Consider the following 23,602-nt stretch of genomic DNA (forward strand, 5'->3'; position numbering starts at 1 on the left):
GGGATCTAATTGGTCTTCAGGTTATCTTATCAGGTTATCTTATCAGGTTATCTTATCAAGTTATCTTATCAAGTTATCTTATCGAGGAATGTCTATCTGTGCGCGCTCTGAACGGTTAGCACGCGCCCGCGCCTCCCTTTGCTTGAAGTGTATCTTTTTGAAATCGCTCGATCAGGTTCGGTTCGCTGACAAGGGGTCGCGCAATTCCGAAGTAGCCAATATCCGTTTTGTTCAGAACGCGGGTCATCTCCAGGGGATCTCTGTTGCCTCCGGTTAAGACCACCGGCACAGAGTTTTCCTTGGCGATAGCCGCCGCCGCGTCCTCGAAGTAGGCGCCCGCGTCAGTAGGCCTTCCGAACCACTTGCCGCTCACTTCGATGGCGTCCACTCCCCGCTCCGTCAACTTCTTGCAGAGATAAAGACAATCTTTTTGCGTCAGGCCGTTCTCGATACCGTCGGTACTGTTGATTTTGACCCAGATGGGGAACCTCTCCTCTACCGCGCCTCGAACGGATTCGTAGGTTTCCAAGGTCATACGGCTCCTGTTTGCGTCCGAGCCACCGTAGGCATCGGTCCGCTGATTGTAGTGAGGCGTCATGAATTGACTGAGCAAGAACCCGTGAGCGGCGTGAAGCTCCACTCCGTCGTATCCCGCTTCTCGAGCGCGCAAGGCGGCTTGAGCGAATTTCTTCTGAATCTCCTTCAGCTCCTCGGCATTGGCCTCTCGGGCGACGGTTCCAGTCATCAAGTTCGCCACAGCGCTGGGGGCAAGAGCGACCAGCCCACCGGTGTGGCTGGAGGTGTAGGAGCCGATGTACACCAGTTGCGCCAGAATATTAGCGCCTCCTTCGTGGGCGGCCTTTGTCAGCTTTCGATGCCTATCGATAAAAACATCGTTGTAAAGAGCGACCACAGGCAACGCCCTTTCTGCGACATCCACCAGAGTGTAGCCCGTAATGATCGACCCCACTCCGCCCTTCGCCAGTTTCCGATAGAGTTCGATCATTTCTTCGCTGATGGAACCATCAGCGGTTTTATCCGCGACAGCGGCCCGAACAAAACGGTTCTTCAAAACCATGTTCCCGATTTTCGTCGCGTCAAACAACGTTTTCATTGGCTCTTTCATCTCCATCCAACTTTCCCGTTGCTTTAATGGAAAAAGCAACAGACTCATTTTGTTTTCTCTATGCAAAGATTATAGTACAATTAATTCATTTAATATATTATTATAACTGAAATAGATTATTATAACTGAGGGAGGACTCAGAGTTGTTCAAGAATATGAAAATAAGGTCCCAAATCATTGCCGTTTCTTTTCTTTTGGTCCTGCTGTCCGTCACATGCACCTCGATCACCGCTATGCTCCATTTCACATCTTACGCGAAGAGGAGCGCCACAGATGAGGCCAGATATTCCATCATCAGTTTTCAGGAAAATCTACGCGCGGTGATGGAGAAGACACGTGCGTTCAGAGACAAGCTGACAGAGTCTACACAGCTTGCCCAGCTTGTGAACGAAAAGGACAGGGAGAGAATATACAATTTGGCGAAGCCTCTTCTAGATGCGGCCGGCATAGACATACTGGTGATAGCGGCATCCGACGGCGAAGTCCTGGCGCGTCCGCATGACCCGTCCAGGCTCGGCGATAACATCGGAAGCGGCGCTGATGTGCAAAATGCGCTCCGGGGTAATTCTTACGAAACATTCATGGCGAACCCGTCGACAAAGCTGGGCTATTACTGCGGCGCGCCTATCAAGTATAACGGCAGGATAGTCGGAATGCTCAGGACGGCGTTTTCTCTGGAGAACCCCGATTTGGTGGACACGATAAAGGCGCTCTTCGGAGTGGAAGTTACCGTTTTTGCGGACAAGACGAGGATCAATAGCACATTACAAGAGAACGGACGCAGAATTGTGGGGACGGACGCGCCCCAAGATGTGGTCGAGCGGGTTCTGCAAAGAGAGGAGGATTATTACGGCGAACTGGAGTTATTTGGCAACCTCTATCTGACGCACTATGTTCCGCTCAAAGACCCAGCTTCCGCCAAGATTCTCGGAATGCTCTTCACCGGAAAAAACTTGGAAGGCATGTACTCGGAGATAAAAAAGTCGATGATCACGGTGGGAGTGTTGTCGCTGGCGGTGTTGATCGTGGCGTCCATCATATCTTTCCTGCTCGCCCGGAAAATATCGAAGCCGCTGAAAAGGGCGGCGCTGCTTTCGGCAAGAGGGAAAGACGGCGACCTCACCATCTCTGAGAAGGACTTCGAGTACCGCGGACGGGATGAATTAGGGACACTCGTCGGGTCGCTTTCCGCCATGATCGCGTCCCAAAGGGCCCTTCTCTCGAAAGTGGTCTCCACGTCGGAGTCGGTCACGAATGACACGAGAGTTCTGGAGTCCCTTTCCCAGGAGAACAACGACGCCATGCTTCACACTAAGTCGCTGATCGATGAAGTTTCGGTCTTATGCGACACGAACGCCGACGCGTTGGAGAAAGGGAGCATGGGCATATCTGAAATGGCCCAGGGAGCCGCCTCCGTGGCGAAAATGTCCGCCGACAGCGCGGAATCGCTCGCCAAGACCACCAAAATTTCGACGAAAGCCGCGGAATCGGTGAATAACTTGGTCGAAAGCATCCACACCGTGGACAAAAAGACGATGGACAACCAAATCAAGATGAGGGAACTGCACGATTCCGTATCGGAGATATCGAACTTCATGGACGTCATAACGTCCATAGCGGACCAGACGAACCTCTTGGCCCTGAACGCGGCGATCGAGGCAGCCAGGGCAGGAAGCGCCGGAAGGGGTTTCGCCGTAGTCGCGGAGGAGGTGCGAAAGCTCGCTGAGGAATCGCGAAATGCCTCAAACAGCGTGGGAACCTTGGTCAAGACCTTGAGGAAAAGCGCTGAGGACGCGATAGCCGCGACAGAGGACTCCGTTGAAATCGTCAAGCAGATCATGTCAATGGCAAACGTGGCGGTTGACGGATTGAACACCGGCATGAATGAAATAACCAGTACCAATGTGGCGATCCAGTCCATAGCGGCTGTAGCGCAGGTACAGGCCGCAGCCAGCTCCAATATCACGAACGCCATTAACGCCATCAACAAGAGTACTGGAGAAATATCTCATAAGATGTCCGAACTGAATGGCCTAAGCAACCAAGCTTCCACAATAGGTGGTTCCGTTTCTGCCGCCGCCGATAAGATGTTCCAGTCAGTCGAGGAGTTGAAAGAACTCCTTTCTCATTTTAAGATAGATTCGCAGCCGGCGCTCCAGTCTTAGGCGCCATGCGACGACAATTTGCGGCGGGCTAAAACACCGAGAGAGAAACGTCGAAAGAGGCTTCAAAGCTTCAGCTTTAAAGCCTCAGTCTCAAAGCCCCTTTTAACATTGATCTCGTTTTCGGCGAAAGGTTTTGCCATCCTTCATATTTGCCATCCTTCATATTCGATTATAGCGCCTTCGATTATAGCGCCCATCCCGGCACGAAATGCCAGGCTTGCTTGAGTTCGATGGCGTTATTGGCGGCGTCAGGATCGAGACGGGCGATGAGAGTATGGAAGGCTTCCGAGTGGTTCATTTCCTTCAGATGACAGAGTTCATGGATCACGACATGCCTTACCAGAGAAGGAGGTAGAAACAGCAGGTAACTGTTCAAGTTGATGTTGCCCTTGGAGGAACAGCTTCCCCATCGGGTTTTTTGTTCTTTGACGGCGACGTTAACATAGGAAAAACGATGCCGTTTCGCTGTTTCGTCCAGCAGACGCGGCAAACATTCACGAGCTTTCAGATGCACCCATCGTTTGAGGCATACAATAGCCTCGCTGTCACTGAAATCCGACGTCAAGGTGATAATCCCGTCTTTCGCCACTATCCGGTCCCGCGTTAGCGAAGCGAACACCACGCGCCATACTTCCTCCAAGGCGCGAAGTTCGATGGTTTTCGGCAATCCCTGAGTAGCGTCCTTTAATTGAGCGTTTTTCAGCATCTTCTCCAGGGCCTGGGTAATCCATTCCTTTTTCGTCTCCAAAATCAGGGGAAGATCACGGGACACGCAAAAACGCTGCGGCACGACGATAAGCAGCCCTTCCGCCGAGACGGTCAAACGCACAGAGCGAGCCCGGAGGCTGCGTTTCACAGTATAGGGGTAGCGAAAGGGTAAACACTGCGTCATGCGCGGTCGCGTCGATTTAGCGCGGACAGAGCCGCTCCAAAAACCGGAGCGTCCGTATCCAGGACAGACGAAAGAAGGTTCAACGTTTTCTTGAAGGGTTCTCCCATATAGCGGGGAATACGTGCCTCGAGAAGCTCCATGAACCCCTGTCCTTTGCGCAACCCGCCGCCGAGGATCACCGCTTGAGGATCGAACACGTGGATCAGGCTGGCGATACCTCGAGCGATGTTGTTCAGCGCGAAATCCCAAAAGGAAGCCACAGCGGGCTCATCCTTCCTCAGCCAAAGATCCTTGAGGACGGGCGCGTCGCTGAGGCCCATCTTTTTGGCTCTGCGTTCGAGGGCGTCAGCTCCGCATAAGGCCTCGAAATGACCTAATCCTCCGCATCCGGGACCACAGGGCTCCTCGTATCCCAACACCATGTGTCCCAGTTCTCCGGCCATACCGTGAGCGCCGATCAGGAGACGTCCTCCTGTCACAACCCCTCCTCCAATCCCCGTCCCCAGAGTCAGCACCACGTAATCGGTCATGCCCTTAGCCGCACCGGCGAACCCCTCGCCCAAGGCATAAGCGTTGGCGTCGTTCTCGATAGCGGTGCAAACGCCTGTCGCGTCTTCTAACATCCGGCGTATGGGAAGTCCATTCCAGTCCGTGAAGTTCGTGATCATCAAAGCCCGCTCTCGGGTGGCATCCAATCCTCCCGGAATACAGACCCCCACGGGAATATTTTCGCCGGCTCCCAGCTCCCGCGCCATTCGGGCAATCTGGGCAATTACCGGCTGGGCTTTCCGTGAGTGTTCCGTGGGTTCTTCAAGCCTAGCCTCGACAGCGCCCTCTCCTACCCGACCCGCCATCACCTTGTGTCCGCCCAAATCGACTCCGATCGCTTTCATCGCGAAAACCTCGCTTGTATTGAATTTTCCGACGCGGTCCGCGCTCAGCGCAAACACGCCGGAGTTTTTATCGAGTATATCAAAAATACGCGCACATTTACATCGACTTGAGTAAAACTGCGGGACTCCGCTCCACGCCCCGCAGGGGGCTCGTCTGCTTAAAGTTCGAGATCCAAGGTTATATAGAACGCGCGCCCCTCCACTGGATACCAGAGCATTCGGGTCGGCCCGTTGAGTCCACCGGCGGGGTACATCCTCCAGGAGTCCGCCTCGTTGAAGAGGTCGTCCACGCCCGCGCTCAATGTGGTCGTTGGGCTCAAATTGTACTTGACGCCTATGTTCACCACGCCCCTCACATCAAAGAGTATGTTCTCCGAGCGGTCCGCGAAGTTCGCCCCCGCGTACCGGTACTCGGCGAACGTCGAGCCTTTGGCGAACTTTCTCGTAATCCTGGCCGAACCTGCCCACCTAGGACGGTTCGGAAGCCACATCCCATAGTAGCGCGACGAGCCGGAGTCGGGCGTATGGTTCTTCGCGTCCATCCACGTCGCCGACAGCGCCAGGTTCCATTTCTCCCAATCGAGATCCGCTCCCACCTCTACGCCTTTGACCTCCGCATGGGCTATGTTCGCGTATCGTCCGTACTGTGGGCTGTCCATCAAAAACTCGATAAGGTCGTCCGTATCGCGCCAAAAACCCGAAACCGACGCGTTGACCCGCGCGTTCCAGGGCTCGTATACTCCGTTCCAGATGAGCCCTAGGTCGAACTGCCGTCCAGTCTCCCATTTCATATCTTCCTCCGCCGGCAGTATAAAGGCCCCGTCTCCGTAGCGCTCGTACATGTTCGGCGCCCGCGCGTAGGTGCCGAGGGTCCCCTTCACCATCCAGGCGTTGGAGAACTCCTTGGTAAACGCTATCTGCCACGTGGCGTGGGACTCCTCGTCCTGTCCGTGCCAGCGCAGGGACGGGGTAGCGAGAAACGACCCGTCGGCCACGAGAGAGATGGTATCCTGAAGGGTGACGCTGACATCGTTGCGGTTGTATCTGTCCACGCCGCCGAGTTTGCTGAACACCATGTCTCCGTCCACGTCGAGCCGCTCGTCGGAATATTCGGCCAGCATCTCCAGGAAGTGGCGCTCGCCCAACGGCATGCTGGCGTCGAGGGCCACACCGAGGCGCGAAACACGGTACTCGCTTTTTTCCACATCATAAGAGCCGACGATGCTGTTCGCGTTTCCGCTCCTGCTGTCGTATTTCTTGTTCTGTCCCGTGTAAGTGAACTCCCAGCCCCAGTTGACGTCCCCTGCGCTCTGCTCCCGCCCCAGGGAAATATCCCATCGGGCCGTGTCCAGCAGGGCACCCGGCAGGTTGTCCGGGACCCCCGGCTTGTCCCGGCCCGGAGCCTGAGGCGGTAGGTCCCGGTCGCGCCTCACCCACGATGCCCGCGCCCGCCAGTGCGCGTCCTCCCACTTGAGCATGACATCGGTGTTCTCGAATCCGTTGTAACGTCGCTTACCGGTGTAATCGTCCGTGTCGTTGTAGGGCGTGCCGTCGTCGTTCCAATACTCGAAATCGCCCTTATACGTCTCGTAACCGAAGGAGCCGAAGAACTTTCCGTCTCCAAGCGCATTCGAATGCGTAATGGTCCCCTTGTACCTGCCGAAGGACCCCATGCCCAGGGAGAGGATCGAGCTGGGTTTCTCCGGCGACTTGGTCACGACGCTTATGACGCCTCCCATCGCCTGGGCCCCGAACCGCGCGGGCACGTATCCCCTGTAGACCTCTATGCGCTCCACGTTATCCGCCGGTATGGCAGATAGGTCGACTGCCGCCTCGCTCTGAAGGTTCATGAGGACTCCATCGACGTAGACCGCCACCTGGGACGAGGTGCTGCCCCGCACCGACGCCACCGCGTAGCCGTTACGCCCCTGAAGGCGTATAACCCGCAGCCCCGGCACGTCCTCCAGCAGATCGGGCAGGTTCCGCTGCTCCCCGGCCTTCTCCTCCGGCCTGATCACCGTCACCATCCCAGGCGACAGGTATTTATCCTCCGCGGCGTCGTAGATCACCGAACCCGTCACGACCTCCTTCGGCAATTCCACCGCCGCCCACGCCGGAACTACCGAAAATGTTGGAAGCACAGTAAGCGCAATCGAGGCTAATAAAAAAATACAAAAAGTAAACAAAATCGCTGAAAATTTCATCCTCATTGGATACCCTCCAGCTCGAACGCTTACGTTTTATTATCTATGTTTTATTATCTATTTTTTCTTTTATAAAGCAGTACCGCCAACGTCAGAGCAACGGCTCTGCTCGAAGTGACGATACAGCCGCCTGGCATTCCGCCGCTTGACGTTCCGCCTCCGAGGTCTGTTCCGTCGGGACTTGTGCCGTCGGGATTTTCTTCCTCTCCCTCGATCGCCGCAACGAGGGGGTCGATAACGGTTTCGGCATCCGCGCTCCAGTCATAATCACTGTTGTCCTTGATGGCTACGTTCAACAGGTATTCCCGTGACCCTATCACGCCGTGCTGTGGGTCCCCCGACGTATCGGTGAGTATAAAAGTCCCGTGAGTGATGTCGGCCCAAGCGTTTACCTTCCTGAGCTTCTCCGTGGTCCTGCCGTCGCGCTTCAGCTTCAGCAGCCTCAGATCGTCGAAGTCGTTGCCGGCGAGTTTCGTGCCGGAGAAATTCATCTTCACGCTCACCAATGCCGTTTTGTCCGAGGAAACGGTCGCCCTAAACACGGGGATGGGCGTAAGGCTGCTCTGTCTGATGACGGCGGATTCTGCCACGGTCAGGCCCTGCCACACGGTCCCGGAGTTCGCCATCAGTTGGCCCGATGAATTGACATCGAACTTCGGATTGAGGGCGCCAATGTCGGTGGGCAGGCCGGGCAGGCTATCCAGTACGTCGCGCACCGTGCTATCGGAGGGGACGCTCACGATTTCTAGATTCTCCAGCGCCACGCTCTCCACGTTCGGATCGTCTATTGTGCTCTCGCTGACGGGGGGATCGGTTTCCTCGCCTCCAGGGGCGTCCGGCGGCGCTTCGTTGAAGAGCGCGACAGAATAGATGTCCTCACCAAGTTCCAGCGGGGTGAAGTCGCGTATCACGTTCCCGTTCTTGTCGAAGGCAATAAGGTGCGTGCCGGACATGCACCAGACGGTGTCGGATTTGGCGTCCCACGTCACTCCGTCCCACCAGGAGTGGCCGCCGGCGTTAGTGAAATTGTGCGCGACGACGAGCCCGTCTATGGCCCTTTGGCCGCCCGCCGTCAGGTCGGAAGCGGGTATCTTGAAGAGTCTGCCCTTGAAATCCATGCCGCTGTCGTAGCCTCCGGCCAGTATAAAGGCCGTTCCGTCGTCCGTGAAGTCCACCCCGTAAGCGCCCCATCCGGCACCAGCGAGAACCCCCGTGACTTGCTCGAAGTCGAGAACTTGGCGTGGGGGAGCACCGAAGTTGTTCATGTCGATCTCCCAAACGTCGCCGTATACTCCCGTTCCCTGGCGTCCTCCTATGCAGCCGATGTAGAGTTTGTCACCGTACAGTGCCATAGTGAGGGCGTTTTTGCCTATTTGTACCCCGGAATCTTCGAGAACCGCCTTGCGCCCGGTCGGGGTGAGCGCTCTGTCGAACTCCACGACTTCGCTTGGGGCGTAGTCCAGTATTTTGCTTGGGTCCGACATGCCGAACATGACGTAGACCTTGTCTCTGTAGACCATAACGCCCTCGCCGTGGGGCCAGGCGTAATCAGCGAAGCCAGGGTAGAAAATTTTAGGGTTATGGTATCTGTTTTTGACCGTGTAGTTGTTTCTCATGTCGACGCGTATGACCTCGCCCGTGTCCTCCGGCCCCACTGGGTAGCTCTCGTAGGTGACGAGGTACAAGTCGTCTCCATTGGAGGTTATCGCGTGTATGTTCGATCCGAAGCCGCTTCTGTTCAGTATGGGGCTGCTGAAGGTCGATGGGGCGTAGATCCCTACGGCGTCGCCGACCCCGGACGCGCGTTCTCGGACGAGGGCGCGCAGCTCGTTGTTGTGGTCGTGGAAGGAAAAACCCGCCGTGTCGCCATTGAAGTTCGAGACCAGCTTGGCGTTTATCGTATAGCCGCCTCTGCTGTTTCCTTGTATTACCCCAACTGAACCCGCGTTGTAGTTCGACGCCGCGTAAAAAATATCGGCGTACACCTCGGTTCCCAGCACGGACAGCAGGATGACAAACACCGCCAGAGCTGAAAATACGCGCCTGAAATTTTGATTATTTTTATTAAAATCCCGCACTTTGCAAGCACCTCCTAAATATAGGCGCAGGGGAGCACGCTCCCCTGCTGATTTTTGGAGCAATGAGCCCCAAAGGTAATTGTTCAAGCTCAGGGGGGCGGAGCCCGTTCGGCCAAAAGCGACCTCACTGGCCCCCCCGAGACCCCCCTAACGAAAATCCTTACCAGGTGAGAATCGGATAAAAAGGGCTTGAACGCTTACCTTTTCTTATTCTCTTAATTCTCTTACCGTTTTCTGCGGATGTGGAGCGCACAGGCCACAAGCGCCGCCGCCATACCTATTCCGAGGCCGGTGTCGCATCCGCCGCCAGCGCTGGGCCTATCGGAGAAGACGTCATCGGAAACGTTCTCGTTGTTGGGGTCGTCGGGGTTGATGTCTCTCGCCTTCGCGATCACGGGCGGATCGGCTATTTCTTTCTCGTAATCGTTCCAATCCAGAACGCTGTTGTCCTCGATCGCGATGATCAGCAGCTCGTCGCCGTTGATGATGTTGGTGTCCAGCTTGCCGCCCTTAGCGTTGGTGATGATGAACTGGCCATGAACTATCTCCGCCAGGGACTCGGCGGGGGTAAACTGGTATGCCTCTCCCTCGGTTGTGAGCTTGAATAGAGCCAGGATGCCGACCGGTGTATCTGCGAAGGTTTCGAGTGCATTACGGTAGACCACGACCGCGGTGTACCCGGCGGTTTCCACCGTTGCTGTAAAGGCCGGCAGTGCGACCAGGTCCTCCGAGGAGGGCGCGTACACCGCTGCCTGTTCGTCGGTCATGTGCTCCCACAAAGTCTCGCGGTTGGCCACGATGTTACCGTCGTCGTCCATCGTTACGGCTTCATATTCCTCCATTTTGTCGAGCATTTTGTCGAGCGTCGGGGTGGATAGCTGGTCTAACGTTATGACCTCCGCCGCCGTCAGAACGACGCTCTCTGATGTTGGCGCGTTGCCGGCTTCTGTGATGGCCGTCGCCAGCTCCTCGAATTTGCCTCCGCCGACCGTACCGGGATCGGGGTCAGTGCCTGGGTCGGGATCAGTGCCCGGATCGGTTCCTGGGTCAGTCCCTGGGTCGGTACCAGGATCAGTTCCTGGGTCAGTACCGGGGTCAGTGCCCGGATCGGTGCCTGGGTCTACGACTTCTGCTTCCCGTGCGATGACCACGGAGTACGTTTTGGTATTCTCGCCGTTCGAGGATGTTATCTTCACCGTGAAATCATTCGAGCCTACCTCGACGGGGATGACGTTGCTGTACTCGTCATACGTCAGTTCGACGCTTTCGCTCAAGGCTTCACCGCTCAGGGTTATCGTGGAATCGGGGTTGAGGGCCTTGACGTTCAACGCGATGGTCGTCACTTCGTTGAGCAGCGTTCCAACATAGGCGGAGCCATCGCCGTTTAGCGCGAGTTTCACGCCACCGGGATTCATGTTTATCGAGTCCAGATCCGCATTTTTCTCCGGGTCGCCGCCGTTCACGCATTGGATAACATAGATACGCGGCTCGCTTTCGCCGTTCTGAACCACGACACGGACTTTGCGCTCACGAATGCCGTTCAGGTCGTCCGTTGCGTCGTCGCTGGCGCTTGTTCCGGTGTATTCAGCGGAACCGCCGTAGTACGCTTCCTTATTCACGTAAATATTGTAGTCTTCCGAAGCGACGACATTCACCCTCACGTCCATTCCACTGAGGTCGAAGCTGGCGAGATAGTGCACGTTACGCCCTATTTCTTCCAGTCGTTCGTCATCCAATACGTTGACTCCGTTAACGGTGAAGACCGTTGGCGCGGCGGTTATGCCCACAGAGCTTTCCTTGACGTCCGCCGGGTTCACACGGGTAATCGTGCCCAGCTCCGTCGAGATCTCTCCAAAGGGTGGGTTGTCCGCCACGTCGATGACGTTTTGCAGCTTGATATAGCAGATGCCGTCGGGCAGAACTTCGTCGAGGTTCACCGGCTTGCCGTCGCGGTCCACCGCCCATGAGAGGTCGAACATGTCGCCCACGTTGCCGCCATTTACGAAACTGGTGATCGCGCCCTGCCGATACGGGTTGTTCGGCTTGGCATCGACGCTCCAACGTGCTTCTGCGTTCCTCTCAGGAGAACAGTTGGCGACGTCGGCGTAGCCCCAATCGACCTGAACAGGGTATCCATAGCTTTCGGAGATTTCGTCCTTCTTCAAAATACGCAGGCTGTCGGTCTTTGTGGTTCCATCCCGCAGCATAATGTCGGACACATAAAGCGCTTCGAGTTCATAATGTCGCTGTCCGGCCAGGTGGTACCATGTTACGCCGTCATACGATACCTGGACTCCCGCCGGTTCGTTGGGCTTTCCACCCTCGAACGAGTTTCCATAGACGATAAAGTCCACGCCCCAAGGGTTGTTCGGGTCGTTCTTGATGGGGTCGTCGTAGTAATAGGTGACGTAACCGCCGATTCCACCGAGGGAAATGTAGTGGGCAAAATAGGTATACCCAACAAGCGCTCCCTCGCCTACACCTGGGAATTTACCAACTGCGGGGTGGTACTCGATAAACCGGTCGGGGGTAGATACACCGTCCTCCGGCGAGCGCAGCCTGAAATTGACCGTAAATTCATTCTCGGTTTCCTCGTCTCCGTCCTTACGGTAGGTGATCAGTTTGCGCGTGTCCGTTGTCGAGTGCTGATTGTCGTATGTCAGGCCATTGACATCAAATTTAGCTAGATAAACGCTTCTGCCACCCGTTGACAATTCCGATAATATTTCTTGCTTATTCTCCGTCGTTCTTGCCTCGCCCACGTAGACTTCCGTGCCGGGCATCACCGTGATTTCGAGTTCCGCCTGGGTCTGACCTTTATGGACCAGCGCTGTCAGGAAAGAAGCACCCTTTTTGTATTTGCCGTCGAAGTAGTAGGTCTTGTCGTGGCCCGCTGCCTCGATAATTTCGGCAGAAGGTGTGCTGCCTTCTTTGATGACGTTGATCTCATAAGAGTGCTCGAATGAGGTGCCGTTGTCCTCGGTCTTCACGCTCAAAACGACTTTTGTCACGTCGTTGGCCAGCGTGACGGCCTGTGTCCACGAGTCCCCCGTGGCGGCGACGTCGGTTACGGTTGCCGTTCCGTCCACGAGAACCGTCAACAGAGGATTTGTGTTGCTGTCCTCGGCGGTGATCGCGAACGTTACCTCTGTCGTGTCCCGATTAGCATAGAGGTTATATTGCGTGTGATCGGGGTCAAATCCCTCGTCCCCAAATCCGTCCGCGCCGATTTGTACGAATGTCCCTGCGGAGTAGCCGGAGGAAAGAGGAGTGTCCATGAACGAGGGGTTGCCCGTCACGCCCGTGACCTTGATTTTATTGTTCGGCGCATTCACGTTGACGATGAAGAAGTTGAAAACGAAGGATGGGTTGTTCATATCCCACACAACCAGCGCATATCTCCCGTTTTCGGGGAACGGCACGGTCGCTTCGCCGTTTTCAGTGAAACCCAGCGGTGTTTCCGACAGCTTGCCCGTGTCCAGATCCAGCGTGTAAATCGGAATGGGTTCGGCGACTGGGTTGCCTTCTCCATCGGTCAGCACCAGCGTGTGGCTGGAGCCGGGGATCAGGGCAATCTCCTGTTGGTAGTTTTCGCCTTTTACCGAAAGTTTGAAATATTTGCTGCCCTCGGACTTGGGGAAGAAATGCACTCTGTCGCCCTCGCCCAGGATGGTATCACCAAGTTCGGCAATGGGTTTTTCCTCGCCGTTGACCAAAAAACCGTAACCGCTGACATCGGTACCGAAGGCTTTGGTTACCGCGCCCGTGTTGTCGATCACGAGCTGACCTCCCCGCGTGTCCATCCATTCGTACTTCGCTGCGTGTGCGGCGACGAGTGCGTCCAGTGCGGTGATTTCGCCTATGTACGCTGATTTTACGAAACCATATTTTGACGCGGAGTTAAAGGTTACGTTCAGTCCATCCTTGGTGAAGACGACCGCGGAACCCTCTTGGGCGGTCCCGCTTACGACGGTATCCGTGTATTTGTAATTATACCCGCCGTTGACAATCCTGTTTTGAAGACTGCTTGTTCCGCTGCTACCGATGGGGATGTAGAACGTTACGGTATCTTTCAGGGGCGCGACATTGGTTCCAGAGGCGATTGTGGCGACTGTGATATCTTTCGATAAAAATGTGATTTTTTCAAGGCTGGAACTTACGAAAGCGTAAGACTTCACATTTGTGACACAAGCCGGAATTGTAAGTTCCTTGAGACTGGTACATCCTTTAAAAGCATTGTATGACGAACCACCGCCGTAAATCGTCGGCGCTCCGGTGGGGTTCGGAAATTCTACCTTGTTCAGTTTAGCGCAGCCGTCGAAACGGATATCACCGGTAATTTCCACCGTATCTCCCAGCCAGATTATTTCTTCAAGTTCCGCGCAGCCGTATACGAAACCGCCGCCGATTTTTTTCACAGTTGCCGGGATTGTGATTTTTGTCAGTTGCGTATTGGCAAAAGCTCCGGTTCCGATCTCGGTTATCCTTTCGGGAATCGCTATTTCGGTAATCTTGGTGCCCGATAACATGTCGTTTGGAATCGTGACGATCTTCTCGTTGTTGGGGAAAGTGAAACTTGGCAGCGCGGTATCGTAGAAAGCATTTGCACCTATCGATTCGATGCCGTCGTGCAGCGTCACGGATGTTAAATTTCGCGCATTCTGGAACGCGCTGGGGAGTATCTCCGTAACTTTAGCTGGAACAACGATGCTATTAATCGCTGTTCCGTAAAAAGCGTTCGAGTCTATTGATTCGATATCATCGTGCAACGTCACAGACGTTAACGAAGTTGCGTCGTAAAATGCGCATTTCCCTATTTTCTTAACCGTTTTGGGAATAACTATGCTTTCAATTGCTGTCATAGCGAACGCGCTGCCGAATATTTCCGTGCTTCCTTCCTGCAAAGTGACGGTTTTCAGATTGACGCAGCCTCTGAATATGTTATTGCTGTAGAGGGTGCCATTATTGGCGTAAAAGGAGCCTTCGCCTGAAAGCATGACGGATATCAAATTTGTACAATCTGCGAAAGCGCTTGGGCCAATATTCAACGGCACGTTTGGAAATTCGACCTTGACAAGACCGGTGTTTTGAAATGCGTTTTGAGCAATTGAATAGTCGTAGATATCATCCCTTCCCTGGTATGAAAGAGATTCGGGAAAATTGATGTTTTTTAAACTTATGCAACCGGAAAAAGCGTATGGCCCAATTTTTGTTATGCCATCTGGCAGAACGATGTCCTCCAAGGCGGCACAATCATAAAAAGTGCGCTCTGGAATCGAAGTGGTGCCCGTGGGAATATTGATTGTTTCCAATTTTTTACAATTATAAAACACGTGGTTCCCACCAAAAGAAATAAAACCTTCTGGAAGAATTACTTTGGTCAATTCGCCACAATCATAAAAGGCATAACCTCCGATCGTTTTCAAGCCGCCTTCATCAAATATAGCTTCGGTCAGGGCAGCGCAGCCGCGAAAGGCATAGCTCCCAATTGTCTCAAGGCTGTTCGGAAACGTTACTTCAGTCAGCGCCGTGCAGCCAAAGAAAGTACCTCCGTAGGGCCATAAGCTGTCTCCATCAGATATTTCTTTAATACCTTCGGAAATAGTAACCTTTGTAATCTCTGTGTTTTTGTAGAACAACTTATTATCCGCGCCCGGCGTACCGAGGTAGTAGATTGGACGGCCGCTCACAACCGATGGAATGGTAATTTCACCTTCGATTTGCTGTGTATCCGCTTCGACTTTTGTAAGAACGTTATTGTCGTCCACCGTCCATTTAAGACCGCCGATAACCTCAACCGCGTCGCTGGCGTAAACGGTATTCGCCGCGAACGGCGACAGTAACAGAAGAACGATGGCCAGCAGCGCCAACGCCTTGCCATTTCTAATCCGCATTGCATACATGCCCCCTCATTTTTTCTCCATACCTAAAAGCTGAGGTATGAAGCACCTCAGCCTTGACCGCGCATTTAAGTTCAGTTTTTCTTACTTGCCGAGTCTCTTGAGATTTTTGATGATACCGGCCTGCCGCTTTACGCCATCGACTTCTCTCACTCCATAGATATAATCAAACGAGAGTCGTTCCCAACTCAGTGTCATTACGAGGTAACCATCGACTATCTTGCCGGGGGTGATATACTCGTTTGTGCCGTTCGGTCCGTCAAATACAAACTGGTAAATTAGATATTCCGGATAATTGGGATAATGGGGAACATCCGGCTCTTGTGGGGGCGGAGAACCCGGCGTCAAATTGGGGTTCGGCGACCCTACAAAATACATCCAGCTTTCCCCTTTCCAGTGTATGACGATACTGCCATCCTCCCCAAATTCATAATCGGTACTCTCATGCCCCGTATACCGCACCTTTTGATTTGGATCATTTGGGTTATTTGAACCTGCCGGGTCCGTAGTTCCGAGTGTTAAGTTCATCAGATATGGCGAATCAACAGGATTTGGAGGATTCCCACCAGGGTCGTACCCTTGAAATTCGGGCTCTGTAATATCCCCCCCGGCCTTCCCAGGGAGTAATTCGCTTATTACCCGCAAAAGTGTGCCCTTCGAGGATATTTCCGCCGGAGTAAAAACAACAGGAACTGCGGCGAACCTGCCTAGTACTTGCGGAATCGCCGTAGGACTCGTGCCGCTATAAATACCTATATCCTCACCAATCGGAGAACCGACCTCATCCCATTGCTCAAAATACAGCTTTAAACCATAAGTCACGTCTCTTGTCGCCTGTGCCGCCTTTGCCGCCGCCGGGAACGTGGTATTTGCGCCGAACAGCCGCAAGTTGTTAAAATACCCGTTTGTTACGATTATTTCCTTGCCTGCCACTTTTTTCACCTTCCTAAAATTTTATTCAGACTTTTCGGGCTGCTTGTAAATCTTCTACCCTATTCAGTTTCTCAGGGATATGTCTACGGACAACACCTTCGCGCACCGTCTCAGTCAAACTCCGACGCCCGCCCGACGGCGCAACGGACATCGGGAACCTTCTCTATCATCTGCCATCGGCGCTCACCTACCTCTCCGGCGCAAAGTGTTTCAGCCTCGTCAGAATGCTATGCGGACCATCCGCAAAGCTCCCCATGGATAACCGGCAAAAAACCGGATTTATCCGACACTCACCCGCAACCGCCCCCCACCACTTTCGATGTCCACTCGGCAACCTCATTGATATCCGCACACTAATCTTCCTTGCTGACTGAGGGCATCGCCTCTTTATCATCTCTCCGTCACTGAATTGCGGCATAAGGCACAAGACAACAGCACCACCCTCGCGTAGCGGATAGCTGCTCGTTTTTATTGTTGTATCTTTTTTTATCTTTTTTGGGGGTTGGGGCTCATTGCCCCGCAAAAGGAAAAAAGAAAAAGGAGACCCCCGCCGTCATACACGAAGGTCTCCCCTAGTAACATCCTTGAGCTTTTTTTACGCGACACACTATAGACGCGATAAAAAAAACTTGTGACCTCCGCACATCCACCAGCCGGTCTCCTGACTCTCGTTCATCCTACTCACGCGCCTTCCCAGCCTTTACTTGAAAGTAAAAACCAGTGACATTTTGCGCTTTCGTCCCGATTACAGTGGCGGTACCGTTCCGGATTCACACCGGATTCCGCTTGCTGGATTTTCTATTAAGTTTTTAATATATGAAATTATACTCGCTTCTTTAAATTTCGTCAAATCGGATTTCGCCAAAGAAAAAATCAATATATCGCGGTATCCTCGGACAGGTAAAATGAGCTATACAGATGTGTTTTTTCTTGATTCACTACCTCGATTCACTACTGCGCCGCGACGCCTACCGCCAAATAGGTAGACAGCTTCTCCAGCACATCGTCCAAGTCCAGAGGTTTGCCCACATGGTCGTTCATCCCCGCCTCGATACATTTTTCGATGTCCTCCCGGAAGACGTTGGCGGTCATAGCGATGATAGGGATCGTTTTCGCTTTTGGACGATCCGACTCCCGGATGCGGCGAGTCGCTTCCAGCCCGTCCATCTCCGGCATTTGCAGATCCATGAAAATAATATCGTAGCGCTCCGGGTTTTCGCTGAACATACGTAGAGCGTCCACGCCATTCTCCGCGCAGTCGATTTCCACTTCCGTCGGCTCCAGCAGAGCCAACACGATCTCTCGATTGATCTCCACGTCCTCGGCGAGCAGCACGTGACGCCCCGTGAATACGTCCATCGACTTGTCCGTCGCCTCGGACCGCGCGTCCTCGGAGAAGATATCACCGCTACCGAGACACTCGTTGACACAATCGACAATGTCGGACGAAAACAACGGCTTCGTCAAAAACCGGTCGACGCCGGCTGACTTCGCTTCATCGGCGATCAAACTCCATTCTGTGGAAGAAATCATCGTGACGACCGAATAACCGGCCTGCCGCTCCTTGATTTTCTTTGTCAGCTCAATGCCGTTCATTCCAGGCATTTTCCAATCGATGAAATAGATATCGTGAAAGTTATTTTGTTCGAGCAGCACAGCGGCGGCTTCTCCGCTGGAAGCCACATCGCAAATAATCCCAAGCCTCTGTTCCATCTCTTTAAAGTACTCGCGAACCTCGGAATCGTCATCCACCACCAGTATACGGACGTTGTTCCAATTTACGCCCCCGGTCAGCAAAGCCTGACGCGCCGCTTTGCCCCGCGCGGCCTGTATCGTGAAGGTGAAAGTCGCGCCCTTCCCCAGCTCTGACTTGATCTGGATCTGCCCTCCCATCAACTCGACAATCCTTTTTGATATGGTCAGGCCGAGTCCTGTCCCACCGAATTTGCGGGAGGTACCGCTGTCTGCCTGCTGGAAGGCGTTGAACAGCCGTGCCTGTTGTTCCTCGCTAATGCCTATTCCAGTGTCGGTCACATCAAATTGAATGGCGCACAGACCGCCTTCCTCTCCAAGAAAACGCGCGTCTAAACGGATAGAGCCGTTTTCCGGTGTGAACTTCACGGCGTTGGAAAGAAGGTTTGTGATGACCTGCGTCAGCCGCTGATCGTCTCCCAGCAGCCTGTTGGGGATGTCTTTGCCGATGTTCACGCGGAGAGTTTGATGTTTTTCATCCACCCGGAAGTTGATGACGTTGACAATCCTCTGAAGCATTTTTTCAAAGTCGAAGTCCACAACCGAGAGTTCCAGTTTGTTGGCCTCGATCTTCGACATGTCCAAAATGTCGTTGACGACACCTAGCAGATGGTGGGAGGCGTTTTCGATTTTCTCAAAAGAGTAGTCCTTTTTTTCCGCGTCGGATGCCGATTTGCCGATAGACATCATACCGATGATGGCGTTGAGGGGTGTGCGTATTTCATGGCTCATATTGGATAAGAACTCGCTCTTAGCCCGACTCGACTCCTCCGCCTGGTCCTTCGCGATGACGAGCTGTTCGTTTAAACGGTTCAGTTTGTCGTTCTTTTCCTCCAGTTCTCTGGCGTAGTTCTGCAATTTTTTGACGAGGTCGTCGATCTTTTCGGCCATGACCTTGAACGCTCTGGATAAAACGTCGATTTCATCACTACCCTGGCCCGATGGCACTTCGACGTCGAAATTTCCCTCTCCTATAGTTTTGGCGGTATTGGCCAGCACCAGGATCGGCTTCGTGACACTTCTCGCGATCAAGTATAAAAGGAAAGCGATCAGGCAGATCGAAACGGCAGATACGCCTAAAGTGTAATTTCGGACGCCATTGGCGGCTTTAAGGACATCGACCATGGGGATACTCACCACGACCGACCAAGGCTTCGTGATTTCGCTGAACTGAATCGGCATGTATATTGTATAAAAATCCTTGCTGCTCGATATGTACATTTCGCCGTTTTTGATGGCGTTTTTCGCTTCCATCGCGTATTGCTGTCTGCTTGGATCCACCTGAAGCATTTCTCCGGCCATTTGGGGCGAAAGGAGCGACATATCCAGCTCGGTTTGACCGGGATTCGCCGCGTAGACCTCCAGATTGTCAATGAATTTGAGAAGATTGCCGTATTCCTCGGTCTTGGCCTCATCCATCGGGTCTGGAGCGGGGGTTTTTTCCACGTAGGCTTTCGCGTGACGTATTGTTTCGACGACCTTGGGAGCGTTATTGGGAGTACTGTTATAAGCGTTGTACGTTAGCATATCGTACAGCAGCGTTTTCGTTAGATCCTGGGCGAGATATTGCGTGTTGGGGTGCGCCACGATGACACCGGCGTTCGAAAAAATCTGCGTAAATTCGCCTCCTTCGTAGGTATTCACCTTCGACACCATCTCCTGGAGCTTGTCGAGAACGATGTCGGAGGCGATGATGCCGATAAAATCACCTTTATGAAGGATAGGGAAAATCAAGCTGGCCAGCATGACAAAGTGGCCCTGTATCTGATACGGGTAAGGATCGGTGATGTATTCTCGTTTCGTTTCTTTGGGAACGATGTACCAATCGGCGATATCAATGTCGTATAAGGGCTCGACCTCAATGTTGCCTCCAAGTTTGTTCCAGTAGGGTGAGTATCTTCCCGTCTCGTCGTATGCCGGTTTTTGCCCGGCGTACCGTTCGTCCCGCCCATCCAACATATTTGGGTCGTAAGCGATGCAAAAGGCAGTGATGTACTCCTTTTGGGCAAGGGCATTTCTCAGGATATCGTTCATCATATCCCGGTCGGTGAGGTTGTGGTCTTTCATAGTCTCGAACACGGTCGCCAAGGTCTCCGAAGTCACTCGCGCGCCTTGCAGTTCCGCCTTGATCTCGTTTTTGTATTTTTTCGCCATTTCCTCAGCCAAGCTGAAGGCGTCTTTTTTCGCCAATTTGACGCTTCTATCGGAGACGATCAAGGTAACCGCTAAAAAAGAGACAACGACGACAGCAGTGACCAAGGAAAATATTTGATTTTTCAAATTCAAGTTCTTAAACATGCTTTACCCTCTCAAAGTTTTTTAAAGTTGTTCTCAATTAAGTGATTTTAATTAAGTGATTTTACTGAAAGCGAGGCTTCAGACTATGAGCGAAAACACGAAATAATCACTGAGTCATTATAACGTCAAACCGGCAAAGATTCCAGTCAGAAGGATTTAGTTTTTGACAGACAATCGACCGTTGGTATTTCCTACTTTTTTCTGAGTTGGCCCTTTTGGGGTTGTGAAAGTCAAAGTTGATGAGAATATTTAAAAGACCTATTCAAAACGCTTTCTTTATGTGAAAATACTTTATGTGAAAATCGAGGTGCGCAAATGGTGGATAGTTGGCTGGTTTCGGTTCATGCTGGTTGGTTTCGGTTCATAATGAAAGCGGGGGTTGCAGATGAAGAAAAAAGTGGCGCTGACGATTTTATTTGGGGCGTTTTTCAGTACGATAGCGTATGGAGGAGAAAGATGGGAAAGATGGGAAAGCAACGGCGTGGACGTTTTCTACCCCTATGAACAGATGGGGAGATATCCGGAGAGCTTTCCGAGGGAAGAAGGCTACGACCGAGGGACCTCGGGCACCTACCCCAGGGAATATGGTTATCCACAGCCACAACAGGACTCTCGAGGGTATACCCAGGGCCAAGGAAATCCCTATCAAGGAAATCCCTATCAACCTTACCAGCAACCCCATCCAGGGAATTCCAGCCCTTATCCTCAAGGAAACGCTCCCAAAGATTACCCTCAAGTGAGATATCCGCAAACGCAAAATCCGCTCTACCCATCTCAAAACCCCCCAAGAGGTTACTCGGACGTGGGGGGAGCTTACCCACAAAATCCGCAAAACCCGCCGAGAGGGTATTCGGGGTCAACATATCCGACTCCTTCAGGAAAATCGACTTATCCACAGAACCCTAGACAAGATCCCAGGGAATATCCCCAGCGCGGTTATCGAGAGGACCCGTTGAGCGTCTATGCCCGAGGGGAATATCCCCAGCAAAATTCGCCCAACGCTTATGGGGCTTATGGGGACGGTGGCTATCCTTCGAGGGACCCGCGAGGCTATGGCGCTTACTCGCCACCTCCACAAAGGTATGGGTATCCGAGGACGGACTCCGATTATCTTCGAAGATTCGAGGAAATCGTATCCGAGTACAATTACGGTCGGGGAAGAGCGCCCGTACCCTATAACAGGTACCAATACTAAAAAGAAAACGAGAAGGAGGCCGTCCGTTAGCCGAGCGGCCTCCCCTTTTTTTCGTTTGTTTTACGCTTCCCTAAAATGCCGCCTGAGGATCCCAGGTTTCAAGGTAGAGCAACACGCCGTCTTTGACCTGAAGAATGGCGCCCGGCTTGTTCAGTGGATTGTGGGTCTCTTTGTCCACCGTCCAAGAAAAGTGAGTTACGTCAAAGTTCTGCGTGTTTTCGATAGCATCCCGGATAGCCGGGCCCTCGGCCTTACCCGCCGTCTCGATGGCGTGGAAAATCATTTGCAGAATGTCGTATCCGAAAGTTGTATTCAGAATCTCCGTGGGTTTTCTTCTGTATTCTTTTTCGAATTTCTCGATCAACCCCGCGAGTTTGGGATCGTTTTCGCTCATTGGGTAGACCCAGAAGGTCCCTTCCATAGCGTTCCCCGCGATTTCAAAGATATTGGGGCTGTAACCGTCTCCTCCCATAAAGAAAGGCTTCCAGTCTAGCTCGGCGGCCTGCTTGATCACGAGCCCCATCTCTTTGTAGAGCATCGTCAAAGCCACTGCTTCCGCTCCCCATGCCTTGGCCTCAGTCAACTGCGCCCGGAAATCTACGTCTCCGCCTCTGTAGGCCCAGAACCTATTTTCCACCTGCAACTCGTCCGCCCGGGCTTTGACAAACTCCGTCAGTCCCTCTGAGTAGGCGTCTCCGATATCCCCAATGATAGCTAGCTTTTTCGCGCCGCATTTCTTGATCAAATAATCGGCGATAATCATCCCCTGATAGGGGTCGGTGTAGGTGATGCGGAACATATAAGGTCGTACCTTCCCCGTATCCGGGTTCACCGTCACTGTAGGGTTCGTTGCGGAACTGGAAATCACAGGAATCTGTTCCTTGTCGGCGATGGGCGCCACGGCAAGTTGAATCCCGCTGTAGTTACTACCCCCGATGGCGACGACTTTATCGTCGAAAATTAACCTACGAATGGCGTTCACCGCGTCCTCAGGCTTGCCCTTGATGTCATAACAGACCAGCGCTACCGGTTGTCCCAAAAGCCCGCCCTTTTCGTTGAGTTCCTTGACCGCCAGGGTCGCGGCGTCGCGTTCATGTTGCCCCCAGGTTGCCCCCTCCCCCGTCAAAGTCGCGAGATAACCAATCTTGATCGGTTCGGCGGCAAACGCGCAACTTGCCGCTACCCCAAAAATGACCCCCACTAATACGCTTTTACCTAACCATTCCGTTACCCATTTCATGACTGACTCTTCGCTCTCCTTCTTTTTTACAGGATAAATTTTAAAATCACAAAAGACGAGAGGAATTATATTTTAGTTTCTTTAATAAGTCAATATTAAAATAAAGTTTATTTTTAAAGGTCAGGTCTAAAACCTTCGGCTTCCAATCAGATAGCTTTTAGTCAGATAGCTTTTAGCATGTTTTTTATTTTGGAGTCAACATCTGTGGAGTAGAAAGTCTTTTTTCTACAACAGCAAGGAAAAAAGATGAAGGAAAAAAAATGAGGGAAAAAACCGGTCAGCAGCTCGAAGCTCTATGCTGTGCCTCTTGCGTTTCTCAGCCAACTTTGTTTCAAAACAGTAAAATTCTGTTCCGCGATACCGTGCCACCTCCCAGAGCGCGATGGCCTATATTTGTGTTATTCTATTTAGTATATAACAACGTGGGTGGTGGTTTCTTTATGAATCATCTTTTTGCGACCTGGCGAATGGATTATATTATGGCGCCGAAGCATGAGGGGTGTATTTTTTGTGATTTCCCAGCCGAGCACCGTGACGAGGAGCGCTATATTCTCCATCGAGGCGCGGCGTGTTTTGTCATTTTAAATCTCTATCCTTATAACCCAGGGCACTTGATGGTGGTGCCCTATCGTCATACGAACCTTTACGAATCTTTAATGGACAACGAACACGACGACATGAACCGTTTGACTGCCCGTGCCGTTCAGGTGTTGAAGCGAGTTATGCTTCCGGAGGGGTTTAATATAGGAATGAATTTGGGAAAAACGGCAGGCGCGGGAATGGTGGGCCACCTACACCTGCACGTGGTTCCCCGATGGGATGGAGACAACAACTTTATGGCGGTAACAGCGGACACAAGAGTGGTTCCGGAGGCTTTGAACAGGACCTATCAGAAACTGAAAGAGTCTTGGGAACAGTAGGATCAG

13 protein-coding genes and 1 riboswitch are annotated in these 23,602 nt (G+C 52.8%); of the genes, 4 read left to right on the forward strand and 9 right to left on the reverse strand.

Annotated features, from left to right (window positions below):
- Positions 1–115: 115 nt before the first annotated feature.
- Complete coding sequence (locus LBJ36_06180; protein MDR1378624.1) at positions 116–1,114, reverse strand: NADH:flavin oxidoreductase; 999 nt, start codon at positions 1,112–1,114, stop codon at positions 116–118.
- Between the two features lie 155 nt (positions 1,115–1,269).
- On the opposite strand from LBJ36_06180, the gene LBJ36_06185 reads away from it, so the two are divergent.
- Positions 1,270–3,291: a methyl-accepting chemotaxis protein gene (locus tag LBJ36_06185; GenBank protein ID MDR1378625.1), complete on the forward strand. Its 2,022-nt coding sequence runs from the start codon at positions 1,270–1,272 to the stop codon at positions 3,289–3,291.
- A gap of 184 nt (positions 3,292–3,475) precedes the next feature.
- On the opposite strand, the gene LBJ36_06190 is transcribed toward LBJ36_06185, so the two are convergent.
- The 6 genes from LBJ36_06190 to LBJ36_06215 all read right to left on the reverse strand — a co-directional run bounded on the left by LBJ36_06190 (position 3,476) and on the right by LBJ36_06215 (position 16,191).
- Positions 3,476–4,183 (reverse strand): M48 family metallopeptidase, encoded by a 708-nt coding sequence (locus LBJ36_06190; protein MDR1378626.1) that lies wholly within the window; start codon positions 4,181–4,183, stop codon positions 3,476–3,478.
- Complete coding sequence (locus tag LBJ36_06195; GenBank protein ID MDR1378627.1) at positions 4,180–5,133, reverse strand: ROK family protein; 954 nt, start codon at positions 5,131–5,133, stop codon at positions 4,180–4,182. The genes LBJ36_06190 and LBJ36_06195 overlap by 4 nt, the downstream gene beginning before the upstream one ends.
- A gap of 101 nt (positions 5,134–5,234) precedes the next feature.
- On the reverse strand, positions 5,235–7,286 hold the full coding sequence (locus tag LBJ36_06200; protein ID MDR1378628.1) for a TonB-dependent receptor: 2,052 nt from the start codon (positions 7,284–7,286) through the stop codon (positions 5,235–5,237).
- Between the two features lie 47 nt (positions 7,287–7,333).
- The gene (locus LBJ36_06205) at positions 7,334–9,358 is read right to left on the reverse strand and encodes a hypothetical protein (GenBank protein MDR1378629.1); all 2,025 of its coding nucleotides are present in this window, start codon (positions 9,356–9,358) and stop codon (positions 7,334–7,336) included.
- Between the two features lie 224 nt (positions 9,359–9,582).
- Positions 9,583–15,252 (reverse strand): leucine-rich repeat protein, encoded by a 5,670-nt coding sequence (locus tag LBJ36_06210; GenBank protein MDR1378630.1) that lies wholly within the window; start codon positions 15,250–15,252, stop codon positions 9,583–9,585.
- Between the two features lie 90 nt (positions 15,253–15,342).
- Positions 15,343–16,191, reverse strand: coding sequence for a hypothetical protein (locus tag LBJ36_06215; GenBank protein MDR1378631.1), 849 nt, complete (start codon positions 16,189–16,191; stop codon positions 15,343–15,345).
- 79 nt (positions 16,192–16,270) lie between these two features.
- On the opposite strand from LBJ36_06215, the gene LBJ36_06220 reads away from it, so the two are divergent.
- The gene (locus LBJ36_06220; protein ID MDR1378632.1) at positions 16,271–16,453 is read left to right on the forward strand and encodes a hypothetical protein; all 183 of its coding nucleotides are present in this window, start codon (positions 16,271–16,273) and stop codon (positions 16,451–16,453) included.
- Positions 16,454–16,824: 371 nt separating this feature from the next.
- Positions 16,825–17,038: riboswitch (cobalamin riboswitch) on the reverse strand.
- Between the two features lie 104 nt (positions 17,039–17,142).
- Here the strand turns inward: LBJ36_06220 and LBJ36_06225 are convergent.
- Positions 17,143–20,241, reverse strand: coding sequence for a response regulator (locus LBJ36_06225; protein ID MDR1378633.1), 3,099 nt, complete (start codon positions 20,239–20,241; stop codon positions 17,143–17,145).
- A 385-nt stretch (positions 20,242–20,626) separates the two neighbouring features.
- On the opposite strand from LBJ36_06225, the gene LBJ36_06230 reads away from it, so the two are divergent.
- Positions 20,627–21,436 carry a hypothetical protein gene (locus LBJ36_06230; protein MDR1378634.1) on the forward strand — a complete coding sequence of 270 codons (810 nt, stop codon included), beginning with the start codon at positions 20,627–20,629 and terminating at the stop codon, positions 21,434–21,436.
- A gap of 70 nt (positions 21,437–21,506) precedes the next feature.
- Here LBJ36_06230 and LBJ36_06235 read toward each other — a convergent pair whose 3' ends face one another.
- Positions 21,507–22,676, reverse strand: a complete 1,170-nt coding sequence (locus LBJ36_06235) for an ABC transporter substrate-binding protein (protein MDR1378635.1) — start codon at positions 22,674–22,676, stop codon at positions 21,507–21,509.
- A gap of 440 nt (positions 22,677–23,116) precedes the next feature.
- Here LBJ36_06235 and LBJ36_06240 point away from each other — a divergent pair, with 440 nt between their 5' ends.
- Complete coding sequence (locus LBJ36_06240) at positions 23,117–23,596, forward strand: HIT domain-containing protein (GenBank protein MDR1378636.1); 480 nt, start codon at positions 23,117–23,119, stop codon at positions 23,594–23,596.
- Positions 23,597–23,602 lie beyond the last annotated feature (6 nt).

The organism is Synergistaceae bacterium, assembly GCA_031267575.1.
GTDB lineage: Bacteria > Synergistota > Synergistia > Synergistales > Aminobacteriaceae > JAIRYN01.